General features: G+C 64.3%; 7 protein-coding genes. 4 read left to right on the top strand and 3 right to left on the bottom strand.

All coding sequences use genetic code 11. The annotated features are described in order from the left end of the window. Nucleotides 1-420: 420 nt before the first annotated feature. The 3 genes from J7396_RS02680 (at nucleotide 421) to galA (ending at nucleotide 7071) form a co-directional block, all read left to right on the top strand. Nucleotides 421-3114 carry a TonB-dependent receptor gene (locus J7396_RS02680; RefSeq protein WP_029818958.1) on the top strand — a complete coding sequence of 898 codons (2694 nt, stop codon included), beginning with the start codon at nucleotides 421-423 and terminating at the stop codon, nucleotides 3112-3114. 184 nt (nucleotides 3115-3298) lie between these two features. Then, on the top strand, nucleotides 3299-4510 hold the full coding sequence (locus tag J7396_RS02675) for an arabinogalactan endo-1,4-beta-galactosidase (RefSeq protein WP_122273149.1): 1212 nt from the start codon (nucleotides 3299-3301) through the stop codon (nucleotides 4508-4510). Next, nucleotides 4507-7071 (top strand): beta-galactosidase GalA, encoded by a 2565-nt coding sequence (gene galA / locus J7396_RS02670; protein ID WP_209260916.1) that lies wholly within the window; start codon nucleotides 4507-4509, stop codon nucleotides 7069-7071. Before J7396_RS02675 ends, galA begins: the two co-directional genes overlap by 4 nt. A gap of 236 nt (nucleotides 7072-7307) precedes the next feature. On the opposite strand, the gene J7396_RS02665 is transcribed toward galA, so the two are convergent. Together J7396_RS02665 and J7396_RS02660 are read right to left on the bottom strand one after the other, a co-directional pair. Beyond that, nucleotides 7308-7661, bottom strand: a complete 354-nt coding sequence (locus tag J7396_RS02665; protein WP_031421772.1) for a hypothetical protein — start codon at nucleotides 7659-7661, stop codon at nucleotides 7308-7310. A gap of 166 nt (nucleotides 7662-7827) precedes the next feature. Beyond that, nucleotides 7828-9756 (bottom strand): alpha-L-fucosidase, encoded by a 1929-nt coding sequence (locus tag J7396_RS02660; protein ID WP_209260915.1) that lies wholly within the window; start codon nucleotides 9754-9756, stop codon nucleotides 7828-7830. Nucleotides 9757-10698: 942 nt separating this feature from the next. Between J7396_RS02660 and J7396_RS02655 the strand changes: the two genes are divergently transcribed. Next, entirely contained in the window at nucleotides 10699-12960 is a 2262-nt protein-coding gene (locus tag J7396_RS02655; RefSeq protein WP_209260914.1) for a methyl-accepting chemotaxis protein, read from the top strand. 356 nt (nucleotides 12961-13316) lie between these two features. On the opposite strand, the gene J7396_RS02650 is transcribed toward J7396_RS02655, so the two are convergent. Next, nucleotides 13317-14453: a pyridoxal phosphate-dependent aminotransferase gene (locus tag J7396_RS02650; RefSeq protein ID WP_008571138.1), complete on the bottom strand. Its 1137-nt coding sequence runs from the start codon at nucleotides 14451-14453 to the stop codon at nucleotides 13317-13319. Nucleotides 14454-14456 lie beyond the last annotated feature (3 nt).

Here is a 14456-nt window from a genome sequence, read left to right as displayed (position 1 = left end):
CCACTCTGGCGCTCCCGCCGCGTGCACAAGCGGCAACAGCCTTGGGCAATCGCATCAGTCCACGTCAGCCAAGCACCCGCCCCGATGCCAAAGCTTCTGCCGCATCACCGCCTTACCTTCAGGGGCCAAGCAAGCGCGAGTGCCGCAGCGCAGCATTCCAAGCCGAGATAGCTGCCGCAAAATGCTTCATTGGAATGGAATGGCTTGCGCTTCTACCCTGAAGCGGACACATGCAAGACAGGGGGGACGCGAGCGCGCCGCAGCGCGCGTGCGGCGTCACGCCCCGAACGACCAACAGCGACCACGCAGCACAGCACCACTGGCCACACCCGCGCAGATGCGCCCGCCCCGCTCCATGCGGCTGGCCGCACCCGCAGCTACCACCGTATTCGGTCACTTTGTCCTAGGAGGGATCAACCGATGCCTGTTCACCATACCGGCCACCCGGCCAGTCGGCGCCTGCGCCGCACGCCCGTTCGCGCCATCCTGTGCACCACCATCGCTTGCGTGCTGGCCACAGCGTTCGGCGCGCATGCACAGGACACTGCACCCGCCGCGCCGCCGGCCAACGACACCAGCAGCGCCGCCAGCAATGGCCAGGCGCCGGTCACGTTGGACAACATCACCGTGATCGGCCAGCGCGCCAGCCTGAATCAGGCGGTGCAAGCCAAGCAGATGTCCGATCATGTCGTGGAAGTGATTTCCGCAGACAACATGGGCCAGATGCCCAACGTCACCGTGGCCGAGGCGCTGGTGCGGCTGCCCGGCGTCAATGGCACCCGCGACCGCGGCAACGAGAGCCTGGCCACCGTGCGCGGGCTGGGCCCGCGCATGACCATGGGCACCGTCAACGGGCGCGAAATCGCCTCGTCCGAGCCCAACCGCGCAGTGCGTTGGGAGGTGTTCCCCACCGAGATCGTTTCCACCGTCAAGGTCTACAAGACCCAGTCGGCGGATCTGGTCGCCGGCGGTCTTGCCGCCACCGTGGACATCTCCACCATCAGCCCGCTCGACTACACCGGCCCGGGATTCGTCGGCACCGCCGGCCCGGTGTTCTACGACCACGCCAAGGATGTGGACGGCTACAGCCCGTGGGGCAGCCGCTTCGGCGCCAGCTGGGTGCACAAGCTCAACGACAACCTGGCGGTCGCCTTCGGCGCCACCTACCAGAAGCAGAAGAACGCCAGCTCGTCGATCGGCAGCTGGGGCTATACCGATGCCACCACCTCGCGCGATGTGGATGGCGACGGCACCGTGGACCCGACCCCGTGGGGCGCGGCCGACCAGCTCAAGCTGATCGACCAGACCCGCACCGGCGCGATGGGCACCGTGCAATGGCGCTCGGGCAATTTCGAGTTGAAGTTCGACGGCCTGTATTCGCGCATCGAAATCGACGAAGACCAGTTGCAGAACTGGTTCAACGGGCTGGCCTTCAGCACCTTCTCCGGCAGCACCAATCCATACACCACGCCGGGCTCGTCCTACACCATCGTCGATGGCGATGTGGTGGCCGGCACGCTGGCCAATTCGAACCTGCAGGTCGACCATGTGGTCAGCCACTACAACGAGGTCAAGACACTCACCGCCGGCGGTTTGAATGCCAAGTGGAGCGGCGATGTATGGACCTTGGGCAGCGACCTGTCGTTTTCGCAGGCCAAGCGCGACAACACCTGGCAGGCGGTGCGTTTCGGCAGCAACCCGGACACCATCTCGTTCGATTTCCGTCGCAGCGTCACCCCCACCATCAGCACCAGCTCTGACACGCCCGAATACGGCATTGCCGGGCAGACCGAGCCGCAGGCGCTGCGCGACAAGATCGCTGCGCTGGCACTCAACGCCAGCCGCGCCGTGGATGCCGGCCCGTTCACGTCGCTGGAACTGGGCGCACGCGCCGCGCGTCGCGAAAAACAGAACCGTCGCTTTCTCAGCAACCAGTCCGGCTACGATCAGCCGATCTCGGCGTATCAGGACCTGATCTACCCGGTCACCATGCCCGACTTGAACGTGCCCACGCTGACCGGCGGCAACATGGCCGAGATCGCACGCATCGGCTTTGGCGGGTTCGATCCGAGCACGCTCGACGAACAACTGCTCGACCATTGGAACGTCAAGGAAGACGTGCGCGAAGCCTTCGCCAAAGCTGTCTTCAGCTCGCAACTGTTCGGCACCGATGTCACCGGCAATGTCGGCGTGCGCCTGGTCAACACCAGGACCACCAGCGAGGGTTTCGATTCGGTCGGCAGCACCATCCAGCCCAGCACCGGCAGCAAGGAATACACCGACGTGCTGCCCAGTGCCACGCTCAATTTCCTGATCGACGACCAGCGCATCCTGCGCTTTGCAGTGGCCAAGGTCATCGCGCGTCCGCCGCTGGACGAACTGCGCACCGGCCGCCGTCTGGACGACCCCAGCGTGACCGTTGGCCAGCTCACCGGCAGCGGCGGCAACCCGCAGCTGGACCCGTTCAAGGCCACCCAGGTCGATGTCTCTTACGAGTGGTACTTCCACACCGAAGCGCTCGCCGCCCTGGCGGTGTATCGCAAGGAAGTGGATTCGAGCATCGGCTACCGCACCGACCGCGAAACGATCAACGGCCTGGATTACCTGGTCAGCGCGCCGTTCAATGGCGGTGGCGGCTACATCAATGGCGTGGAGCTCACCTTCCAGACGCCGTTCTACTTCATCCCGCACATGGAAAACTTCGGCGTCTACTCGAACTATTCGCTGGTCGATTCCAACCTCAAGGAATTCTCGCCGGAAGACAACCCGCTGCCGTTGAGCGGGCTGGCACGCAAGACCGGCACCTTCGACCTGTGGTACAGCAACGGCACCTTCGAAGCGCGCGTGGGCTACAAGTACCACAGCCCCTACACGGTGGTGTACGGCTGGAATGCCGCACGGCTGGCGCGCCTGCAAAGCGAAGGCACGGTGGATCTGAGCTTGAACTGGCAGTACAGCAAGCAGCTCGGCTTCCGTTTCCAGGCCAGCAATCTCACCAACGAGCCGTTGCGCGCCTATACCGACAACAAGCCCAACCGGCTGGCCAATCAGGACGATGGCGGCTACCAGGTATTCGGTCGCCGTTACCAGTTGGAAGCAACCTACAAGTTCTAGGCGTCGCTTGATCGGCTGCACATGCTGCTGCGCAGCCGATCTGATTGCACCTGCATAACACCGCAGCTACTAGGTGGAATCCAATCTGCAAGCCACGTTTGGACTCTGCACAGCGGCCGTGCAGCAGCACGGCCGCCTGCGGCATGCTGTCACCCGCTCCACGTTGTCTCTGTCGAGGAATTGCATGCGCTCACCACGCCGTCTCTGGACACCCGCGCTCCTGGCGCTGGCCATTTCCACCTTCGCACACGCCGCCCCGGCTCCGGCCACGTTGTATCTCGGCGCGGACCTGTCCTACGTCAACGAGATGGAAGAATGCGGTGTGCAATACCGCGAGAACGGCGTGGTCAAAGATCCGTTCGAACTGTTCCATGCGCACGGGGCCAATCTGGTGCGCGTACGCTTGTGGAACGATGCGCGCTGGACCCGCTACAGCGACCTGGCGGACGTCAAGAAGACCATTGCACGTGCACGCGCGCAAGGCATGCAGGTGCTGCTGGATCTGCACTACTCCGACGATTGGGCCGACGGCGAAAAGCAATTGATCCCCAAGGCCTGGGCCAGCATCACCGACACCGATGAACTGGCACGCACGCTGTACGGCTTCACCTATGACACGCTCAGCGCGCTCGACCGTGCCGGTCTGATGCCCGAGCTCGTGCAAGTGGGCAACGAAAGCAATTCCGACCTGATGGACAGCACGCCCTGGGACAAAAAACGCCCCATCAACTGGCAGCGCAATGCCAAGCTGTTCAACGCCGGCATCAAGGCGGTGCGCGACATGAGCGTACGCTCGGCGATCAAACCGCGGGTGATGCTGCATATCGCCCAGCCGGAAAATGTGGAGCCGTGGTTCGCCGACGCCACCAAGGCCGGCGTCACCGATTTCGATCTGATCGGCATCAGCTACTACCGTAAATGGTCCACGCAATCGATGGCCGAGCTGGGCAAGACCATCAGGCGTTTGCGCGGGCGCTACGATGCCGATGTGGTGGTAGTGGAAACCGCGTACCCGTGGACGCTGGACTCCGGCGACACCTCGCACAATCTGCTCGGCGAGGATTCGCTGATTGCCGGCTACCCGGCCACGCCGCAAGGCCAGGCGCGCTACATGGTGGACCTCACCCAACTGGTCATCGATACCGGCGGCGCCGGCGTGGTGTATTGGGAGCCGGCATGGACCAGTAGCCATTGCAAAACGCGTTGGGGCACCGGCTCGTCGTGGGAAAACGCCAGCTTCTTCGACTTCAAGCACGGCAACGAGGTGTTGCCGGCGATCGACTTCATGCGCCACCCGTATACCGGTGTGCCTGCATCGCGTACATCCGACGCGGGCAAGCATGATGCGAGCGCGCCAGAGAGTTCGGTAGATGCCGGCAAAAGGACGCAGCCATGAGTGGTATCAATCGACGCGAGTTGCTGCGCGGCATGCTGGCCAGTGGGGTAAGCGCCGCACTGCCGATGGGCGCAGCCGGCACTTTGGCATCGCCTGGCGCGACGGCTGCACCTGCGGCCAAAAACACCGTATCGACAGCGGCATTAGGCGATGCAGCACTGGCGCCGCGGGAGCGTCTGTTGTTCGACTTCGATTGGCGCTTCCACCTGGGCCATGCCAGCGATGCACCGCGCGATTTCGAATTCGGCACCTTCCAACGCACCTTCGCCAAGGCCGGCAAGGACACCGCGACCGCCGCGCAACTGGCATTCGACGACAGCGCCTGGCAGCAGGTGGACTTGCCGCACGACTGGGCCGTCGGTTTGCCATTTCGGCAGGAGCCGATCTCGGCCTTCATGACCGAGGAAGACCCGGCCGCTGCACACGGCTACAAGCCGCTGGGCACGAGTTTCCCGGAGAACAGCGTGGGCTGGTACCGGCGCACGCTGCAGATTCCGGCAAGCGATCTGGGCAAGCGCATCAGCCTGGTGTTGGATGGCGTGTTCCGTGAGTGCATCGTGTTCTGCAATGGCCACATCGTCGGCCGTCACGCGAGCGGCTACTGCGGCTTCGAGGTCGACCTCAGCGAAGTGCTCGACTACGGCAAGCCCAACATCATCGCCATCCGCGTGGATGCCACGCTGGGCGAAGGCTGGTTTTACGAAGGCGCCGGCATCTACCGGCATGTGTGGCTACAGAAGACCGACCCCCTCCACATTCCGCAAGACGGTGTGTTCGTACGCGGCAGCGTGCAGGGCGGCAACGCCACTGCGCAGCTCTCCACCGAAGTGCGCAACGACGGCACCGCGCCACGCCAGTGCGTGGTGCAGGCGCGCATTGCCGCACCGGATGGACGCACCGTGGCGCAGGCGGCCAGCGCAGCGATCACGGTCGCGCCCGGCCAGGTGCAGGTGGTCGAACAGACCCTGCCGCTCGGGCAGGCGGCGCTGTGGTCGATCGACACCCCGCAGCTCTACAGCCTGACCACCAGCGTGCACAGCGACGGCACCGCGCTCGATGCGCTGGTGACGCCGTTCGGCGTGCGCAGCATCGCCTTCGATGCGCAACGCGGTTTCCTGTTGAACGGCGCACCGCTCAAGCTGCATGGCACCAACAATCACCAGGATCATGCCGGTGTCGGCACCGCCATTCCGGACGCCTTGCACGCCTGGCGCCTGCGCCAGCTCAAGTCGATGGGCTGCAACGCGTATCGCAGCTCGCATAATCCGGCCACGCCGGAATTGCTCGCGCTGTGCGACCGCCTCGGCATGTTGGTGATCGAAGAAACCCGCCGCATGTCGACCGACCCCGAAGCGATGGGCGAACTGGAAACGATGGTGCGGCGTGGCCGCAATCATCCCAGCGTCATCCTGTGGTCGCTCGGCAACGAAGAGCCGCAGCAAGTGACCGAGCGCGGTGCACGCATCGTGACCCGCATGCAACAACGCGTGCGCCAGCTCGACCCCACCCGCCCCACCACCTTCGCGATGGACAAGGGCTTCGGTGATGGCGTGGGCCAGGTGGTGGATGTGGTCGGCTTCAACTACCGCACCAGCCAGATGGATGGCTTCCACGCGCAATATCCCCACATCCCGATCTACGGCAGCGAAACCGGCAGCACCGTGTCAGTGCGCGGCAACTATCAGCGCGACGACCAACGCGGCTATACCCGTGCCTACGACCTGGACCACCCCTGGTGGGCCAGCACCGCCGAAGCCTGGTGGAGCTATGTCGCGCAACGCCCATACATTGCCGGCGGCTTCATCTGGACCGGCTTCGACTATCGCGGCGAGCCCACGCCCTACAACCGCTGGCCGAATGTGGCTTCGCAATTCGGCGTACTCGATAGCTGCGGTTTTCCGAAAGACAACTACTGGTACTACCGCGCGCAGTGGACCAGTGAACCGGTACTGCATCTGTTCCCGCACTGGAACTGGGACGGCTTGCTGCAGCCCGACGACAACGGCCGCATCGCGGTCTGGTGCCATAGCAATCTCGAGGCGGTGGAACTGCTGGTCAACGGCGTCAGCCAGGGCATGCAGCAGGTGCCGGCCTACGGCCATGTCGAATGGCGTGTGGTCTATGCGCCCGGCATGATCGAAGCGCGCGGCTATCGCGGCGGCAAGCTGGTGCTGAGCGAGCGTCGCCAAACCACGGGCAAGCCGGCGGCGATTCGCTTGAGCTGCGATCGCAACACGCTACGTGCCGATGCCGAAGACGTCGCAGTGGTCAAGGTGGAAATCGTCGACGCACAAGGCCGCCTGGTACCGACTGCCGACAACCTGGTGCAGTTCGCGCTGCGCGGACCTGCACGGCTGATTGGGGTCGGCAATGGCGATCCCAGCAGCCACGAAGACGACAAGGCGCCGCGGCGCAAGGCATTCAACGGCCTGTGTGCGGCGCTGCTGCAAACCACGCGCAGCAGCGGCGACATCGTGCTGCAGGCCACCGCGCCTGGCCTGACCGCATCCACGTTGCGCCTGCCTGCCGAGCCCACCCGAGCGCGCGCGTCGGTGGCTTGAAACGCAGTCGCTGCGCACGACAACGGAACGTGCTGCGTTACCTGGGCCAGTGGTGGCCTCGGTAGCGTCGCGATGCCATACGCGAGTCGAAGGCCAGCCATCGGCATGTGTGCTGACGGGGATGGCCGAGCAGGTGATCCCAGGTAGAAGATCGCATGCGGGCGTTGGCCGCTGCCAGAACATCGTCGGCAGTGCTGACCGGTCAGCTCGCGACCGTTCGCGTGATACCGGCAACCTCAGGTCTGTGCACTTCCGGCAGCCGGGTCGCGCGGAAAATAGCGGTTGAGTTTTTCTTCCCACGCGCGAAATTGCTCCAAGGTCTGGGCATCCATCGGACGCGGGTCGTCGGCCAGGGCCTTCTTCTGCGCCACATAGGCGATGCGCTGGGACGACAGTTCATCCCACGCCTTCCTGAGCATGACCGGATCCGGATGCGAGACCAGCATCGCCTCCAGCAGCGTGGCCTGGGCCACGCGCGCGGCCAGCAGATCGCTGAGCGCCTCGGTCACGGCCTGCATCCACTCGTGTTGTTTCTGTTCCATATCCAGCCAACTCGCTTGCGTCATGCGCCGCGCACCATAGCGCCTGATCTGGAACGGCGGCGTGCAAGGCAGGTTGAAGATTCAGATCACCGCGTGGTGCGACTGCGGCCAGCGCCCTCTCCATCGCTTCGCTTGACGTATTTCGACGCACGAAACTGTCGCCACCCAGCAATCCCCTCCCACGCGACGCACGGCCGCGCGGGAGTGCAGGCTCTCATCGCAAGCGTGAGAACGCGCCGATCCCTGCGATCGCCAGCCGCTCGGCGGGCACGGCCGTCTCCGCGAACGACAGCCGCAGATAGCGGATCTGGCGGACTTCGGGGAAATTCAGCCGCTGGGTCGAGAGCGCATAGGCGATGTTGGAGAGCTCGCCCGCGCCGGCCGGCTGCCAGTGCTGGCCATCTTCGCTGGTTTCTGCGCGATAGCCCTTCGGCGGCGCCGCACCGGTCATCACTGCGCGCGAGGGCGTGAGGCTGAACCCGGCAACCTGACGCGAGCCGCCGAGGTCGATGGTTACCTGCACGGGATGGCCCGGCGTCGGTGCGGGCGTGATCCAGATCGTGCTGGCATCGTCGTCGAGCAACGTCTCCGCCCCTGGCGCGCTCGCCTCGACGATGCGCCAGCCGGCGGTGGACAGCACATCCGGCGCTGTCGCCATCGGACGTGCGACCGGCACCGGCGCAACGGCGCGGAACAGGGCAAATTCGCTGATCGCCGGGCAGACCGGCGCCTCGAGCACGACCAGGCGCACCCGGCGTGCGGCGATCGGGCGCTCCAGACGCACGATCCGCTGTGCACCGATGCACTGCGCCTCGGCCAGCCGCCGCCACTGCCCATCGACCTCGGCTTCGACCGCGAAGCGGGTGACGCGCACGCCCAGCGGCAGATACTCCCGCAACCGGATCAGGTCGAAGCTGTGCGCGCTCGACAGTTCCAGCGTCAGCGTCGGCGTGGTGACCTCGTCCGGCGTGGACCAGTAGCTGTCCGGCTGGCGATCGAGTACGCGCGCCGGCTCGAACCCGGCACCGCGCGAGGCGCTGGCGCTGGCCTTGGCGCCCTTGGCCAGGTCGATGGCAAAGCTGGCGCGGATCGCGTCGCCGAAACTCTGCAGCACCGTCACGTCGTGGTCGGGGATGCGGCCGCGCCGGTCGGGCGGCAGATTCAGGTTCATGTTGGTACCGCGCGCCACCGAGGTGTCGAAATAGCGCACCAGATTCTCCGGGCTCCGCACCTTGCCGTCTTCGTCGGCGTGATAGAACCAGCCCGGACGGATCGACGTATTGGTTTCGGCCGGCCACCACAACGCCCCTCCGCGCACGCCGGAATTGCCGTTTTCCTGGGTGTACGGCGCATTGGGCATGGTCGGCCAGGACGGATCGCCGGCGATGCCATCTTCGTTGCCGCCCCACCGGATATCGGCGCCAAGCGGATCGAAGGTGCATGCCATCGGCTGATGCCGATGCACCAGCTCGATCATCCGCGGCCAGTTGTAGTACGCAGGCGCATCGATCTTGCGCGTTTCGCGCGCCCCACCGTAATAACCATCGCCGCCATTGGCGCCGTCGAACCAGAACTCGAACAGATCCCCGTAGCCTGTGCAGAGTTCGACGATCTGCTTGCGGAAATAGTCCAGATAGCCAGGGCGGCCATATTCGGCGTGGTTGCGATCCCAGGGGGACAGATAGATGCCGAAGGCCAGGCCGGCGCGTCGACACGCCGCGGCCATCTCGCCGACGATGTCACCCTTGCCGTCTTTGTAGGGCGAATTGCGGATGCAATGCTCGGTCAGGCGTGTCGGCCAAAGACAGAATCCATCGTGATGCTTGGCAGTGAAAATAAGCCCTTTCAGATTGCCGGCCTTCGCAGCAGCGACGATCTGGTCGGCTGAAAAATCGCTGGGATCGAATTTGCGCGGATCCTCGTCGCCGTAGCCCCATTCCTTGTCGGTGAAGGTGTTCATCGCAAAATGCACGAAGGCATATTGCTCCCACCGATGCCAGCGCAGCTGGCGCGGGCTGGGCACCGCACCCCACGGCGCCGGCCCGCTGGCACGCGGCGTCTGCGCGATGCGCGCTGCCGACGCGCCGAAGCTGGCGGCAGCGGCCACCACACCCGTGGCAAGAAAGGTACGACGATCGATCATTGGCGACTTCCGACTTTGCACAAGTTTCGATCTTAGCTTTTCCAACGGCGAAGCGTCCTACCCCGGAGCAACGGATGGTGATGCAAGCACCGCACGCGCACTGGCGCCGTCCCGGCTGGCGTCGAAGAACGTGGAAGCATGCGACAAGCGTTCATGGTCGACGGCGAATGGTTCGCCCCACGGCGCCTTGCCAGCTCTCGCGTCATATCGCTGAGAGCGCCCGAATCGGCTCCAGTTCCAGCAAAGAACCCTGAGCGGTGATGCTGAATTTCCATCGTTCGGGCAAACCGGCAGTCATTCGGAGATTTCGCCGCGCCGCGTCTGGTGCTGACATGTATCAGGACAACAAGACACGCGATGGCACGCCTATCGCAAATCTACCTGGCACAGTGGCGCGAGACGTGGCTTCGCATGCCTTGGGTGTTCCAGGATGCCCTCATCCGCCGGTCGTTCCACCGCGGCGACAGCCTTGTTCTGTGTAAGGACGACGATCCAGGAAGACGGTTCGTATCAGGCGTTCCGAGAGACGAGTGGAACTAGATGCGAACTCAGCGTCGGCTTCAGCAGCGCGCCTGGCGCAGCGCGGCCAGCAGATCGCCCGGCGCGTCGACGGCAGCACGCCCATTCCTGATTGCAGTCCTCCATGCGCGGCTGTCGCACGGGAAGGTTGCACGCAGCAGACCCGACAACCGCAACGGGATGGACAGCAGAGGTCAGCAATGACGGCACAGAAAGCGGCCGCTGCCATGGTTTGACTCGTCATGCAGCGCTTGCCGGCGCTGGGGTCTGAACGTCGACGTTGCAACTCGGGCCTAATCCGAGCGGTACCGCGGGGAGTCAAGTTTGACGATTTCCTGTCGTTATCCCGATGCTGCCCACCTTCATGCATTCTTCACACAGCTGACCGGACGGCGCCCATCAACTTCATTCCGGGACTGCTGCATGACCGCCTTACTTCAACGTTATTCCGTCGGTCGCCGTCTCGGCGCCGCCTTCGGCCTGCTGATCGTGCTCTCGGGCTTGCTGGTCGCGACCGGGCTCAGCTCGATGGCCAGCGCCAGGAAGCAGCTGGATTTCATCGTGCTCGATCGTATGGCCAAAATCCAGATGGGCAACGGGATGCTGGACGCCAACTCGTCGATCATGATCGCCTTGGGCACTTACGCCATGGCCACCAGCGAAACGCTCAACGCACAGGCGTTGGAAGCGATCAAGGCGCAACGCCAGCGCTACAAGGAACTGCGCGAAAAGCTCGATACGCTGCCCACCTCGGAAGAAGGCCGCAAGATCCGCAAGGAAATGGATGCGCAGCGCCTGATTTCCGGAAAGATCAATGATCAGGTCATGGCACTGGCGGCCAAAGATGAAAACGCAGCCGCGCAGGCACTGCTCAACGAAACGGGGCGTCAGGCCAATGCCGCATGGCAGGACAAGATCCGCCAGCTGGTCAGCCGGCAGGAAGAACAGAGCCAGCAAGCTTACGCCGACGCTGTGCAGTCCCTGACCCGCGCCAAGTGGCTGTTGTTTCTCGGCGGCGTCGCCGTGGTCACCGTCAGCGCCCTGCTTGCCTGGCTGATCACCCGCAGCCTCACCCACCCGCTCGCCCGCGCCACCAAGGCCGCCGAAGCCATTGCCAAGGGCCAACTGGACAACCAGGTGCAGTCCGACGCGCAAGATGAAACCGGTCGCCTGCTACGTGCCATGAGCGGCATGCAGACGCAGTTGCAGTCGTTGCTGCACGCGCAGACCGACATGGCCAAGCGCCATGACCAGGGACAGATCAGCTTCCGAATCGACGCCGATGCGTTCCCCGGCGAGTACGGCCGCATGGCACAGGACACCAACGCGCTGGTTGCCTCGCATCTTGAGGTGCAGACCACGCTCGCCCGCATCATGGGGCGCTATGCCATTGGCGACCTGAGCGTGAGCATGTACGCATTGCCCGGCGAAAAAGCCGTGCTTACGCAGACCATGAACGAGGTCAAGGCCAACCTGTCGGCGATGAACGCGGAAATCAAGCAACTTGCGCAGTCCGCCGCCAATGGCGACTTCAGCGCGCGTGGCGATGCCGGCCGCTTCCAGTACGACTTCCACATCATGGTCGACAGCCTCAACCAGTTGATGTCCACCGCAGACGGCAACCTGCAATCGCTATCCTCGCTGCTGCGATCCATCGCTGCAGGCGACCTGACCGCACGCATGAGCGGCGACTTCAAGGGCGTGTTCGCGCAGATGCGCGACGATGCCAATGCCACCGCCACGCAGCTGGCCGAAATCGTCGGGCGCATCCAGCACTCGGCGGTGTCGATCAACGCGGCCGCCAGTGAAATCGCCGCCGGCAACCAGGATCTGTCGCAGCGCACCGAACAGCAGGCTGCCAATCTGGAAGAAACCGCAGCGTCGATGGAAGAACTCACTTCCACCGTGCGCCAGAATGCCGAGCACGCCCGCCAAGCCAATCAACTGGCGATCGGCGCTGCCAGCGTCGCCTCGCAAGGTGGCGACGTCGTCAGCAAGGTCGTCGGGACCATGAGCGGCATCGAGGCCTCGTCTAGGAAGATCGCCGACATCATCAGCGTCATCGACGGTATCTCGTTCCAGACCAACATCCTGGCGCTTAACGCCGCGGTGGAAGCGGCGCGCGCCGGCGAACAGGGCCGCGGCTTTGCCGTGGTGGCCAGCGAAGTGCGCACGCTGGCGCAGCGCTCCACCGCGGCCGCCAAGGAGATCAAGAGCCTGATCGACGATTCGGTACAGCGGGTGGCAGAAGGTTCCACCCTGGTGCACACCGCCGGCACCACCATGGCGGAAATCGTTGCCAGCGTGCAGCGCGTCACCGACATCATGGGCGAGATCTCTGCTGCCTCGCAGGAACAGTCGGCGGGCATCGAACAGGTCAACCTCACCGTCACCCAGATGGACGAAACCACCCAGCAAAACGCCGCGCTGGTGGAAGAAGCCACTGCTGCCGCACGTTCGATGGAAGAACAGGCCGGCGAACTCACCCAGGCGGTGTCGATCTTCAAGATCCAAGCCGAGCGGCCGGCCGCCATACGCCCGATTGCGCCCGCCGTGCTGCAGCCCAAGCGCAAGCCAGTCGCCACCGCCAAGCACGACGTCGCCACAGTAGCGGCCAAGCGTCCGGCCAGGCAGGCGGCAATAGGGAGTGTCGCAGGCAACACTACCGACTGGCAGGATTTCTAAGCGCGCGACCAGAGGCGTTGCCATTCGTCGGGCTGGCCTTGCCAGTGCGGGATTTTTTGCGATTCTCCTCCCTCCACACTCACCTGACAGCTTCACCGCGACGCCCAGTTGCACTTCCCAACCACACAAGCATCGACTGACGGCCGGCTGCGCAAGCAGCCGGACTGGCATCTCCGCGCCAGGCAGGCCGGGAACATGCAGCAGGCTGTGTCATGGGTTATGTCGTCCAAATCGGACTGAGCCGCCATAGCCCGCACTGTCGAACGGACGACAGGCACCGAACACGTCATGGCGTATCAAAAACCCGTTCGCTGATGCGCGCTGACAGGCCAGACGCGAACGCCGCCGTAGCCGGGCTACTGCCGGTCCTGCCTGATCGCCGCCAATAACTGCGCCATCCGCGCAAGCCCCAGCTCCAGTTCCGGCAGCGACACCCCGCCCGCTCCAAGACGCATATGCTGCGGACAGGCATACGCACCACCGGACATCACGAACGTGTTGTATGGCGGCGCCAGCAGTTGCCTGCTGAAATCATCGGCACCGATCGGCAAATGCAAGCGTGCAAGTCCCAGCAGCCCGGCTTGCGGCGGCGTCCATGTCAACGCAGGCTGCCCGGAGACAAAACGATCCAGCAACGCGATTCGTTCTTGCCCGACAGCACGCGAGTGCGTCACCGCCGGCCCGAAGTATTCCGGTCGTAGCGCAATCTCGGCAATGCGCTCGCCCAGCACGTTCATGATCTCGCTGGTGTTCTCGCGCAACACCATCGCCGCGTTCAGTAGCGCGCGGTCGCGCGTCACCATCCACCCGGTACGCAAGCCCTGCAAACCAAGCAGTTTGGAGACGCTTCCGGTACTGATGCCGCGCGCGTACAGCGTTGCGATACGCGGGGTCTCCTGCCCGGTCCACTCCAGTCCACGATAGACCTCGTCGGACAAGATGTACGCACCAACCCGGTCTGCGGCGGCAATGATGCGTTGCACCGTCTGCGCATCTTCCACCCGCCCGGTGGGATTGTTCGGGTTGCACAGGAAGATGAGTTTGGTCTTCTGCGTCACCAGCGATTCGAGCTGCGCGATGTCCAGCTCCCAGCCAGATGCTTCCGTCCGGTGCACCCGCTTGGCGACCGCACCGATCTGCTCGGCAAGTACGAGTGGCTGCTGCCAGCCCGGTGCGTCGATGATGAATTCGTCGTCCGCACGCAACAGTTGCGTCAGCGCCAGATAGTTGGCCTCCTGCGCACCGGCGGTGATCAGCACATCGTCCACATCGCAGCTCGGACGGTAGCCGTACTGCTCAAGCACCCGCTCGCGCAAGCTGGGCAAGCCTTGGTAATCCTCACCCGTCCAGTCCAGCGACGACGCTGGATCTAGTTGCGACAGGAACGGCTGCAACGGCGGCGGGGGCGACAACGAGTAGGTCACGCAGGCCTCGGGCTTGGCACGATGCGCGGTGAGCCATTGCTCCCAAAAACTGTTCGACGGTACAGGCATGCG

This window comes from Xanthomonas sp. A1809 (assembly GCF_017746015.1).
GTDB classification, from domain to species: domain Bacteria; phylum Pseudomonadota; class Gammaproteobacteria; order Xanthomonadales; family Xanthomonadaceae; genus Xanthomonas; species Xanthomonas euvesicatoria.
Note: the sequence above shows the minus strand (reverse complement) of the source record. Positions and strands in the feature narration are given on the sequence as shown.

Bases quoted from the DNA above. Each gene is read 5' to 3' on its own strand.
- J7396_RS02680 (WP_029818958.1), top strand. From the start codon at position 421: ATGCCTGTTCACCATACCGGCCACCCGGCCAGTCGGCGCCTGCGCCGC.
- J7396_RS02675 (WP_122273149.1), top strand. From the start codon at position 3,299: ATGCGCTCACCACGCCGTCTCTGGACACCCGCGCTCCTGGCGCTGGCC.
- galA (WP_209260916.1), top strand. From the start codon at position 4,507: ATGAGTGGTATCAATCGACGCGAGTTGCTGCGCGGCATGCTGGCCAGT.
- J7396_RS02660 (WP_209260915.1), bottom strand. From the start codon at position 9,756: ATGATCGATCGTCGTACCTTTCTTGCCACGGGTGTGGTGGCCGCTGCC.
- J7396_RS02655 (WP_209260914.1), top strand. From the start codon at position 10,699: ATGACCGCCTTACTTCAACGTTATTCCGTCGGTCGCCGTCTCGGCGCC.
- J7396_RS02650 (WP_008571138.1), bottom strand. From the start codon at position 14,453: ATGCCTGTACCGTCGAACAGTTTTTGGGAGCAATGGCTCACCGCGCAT.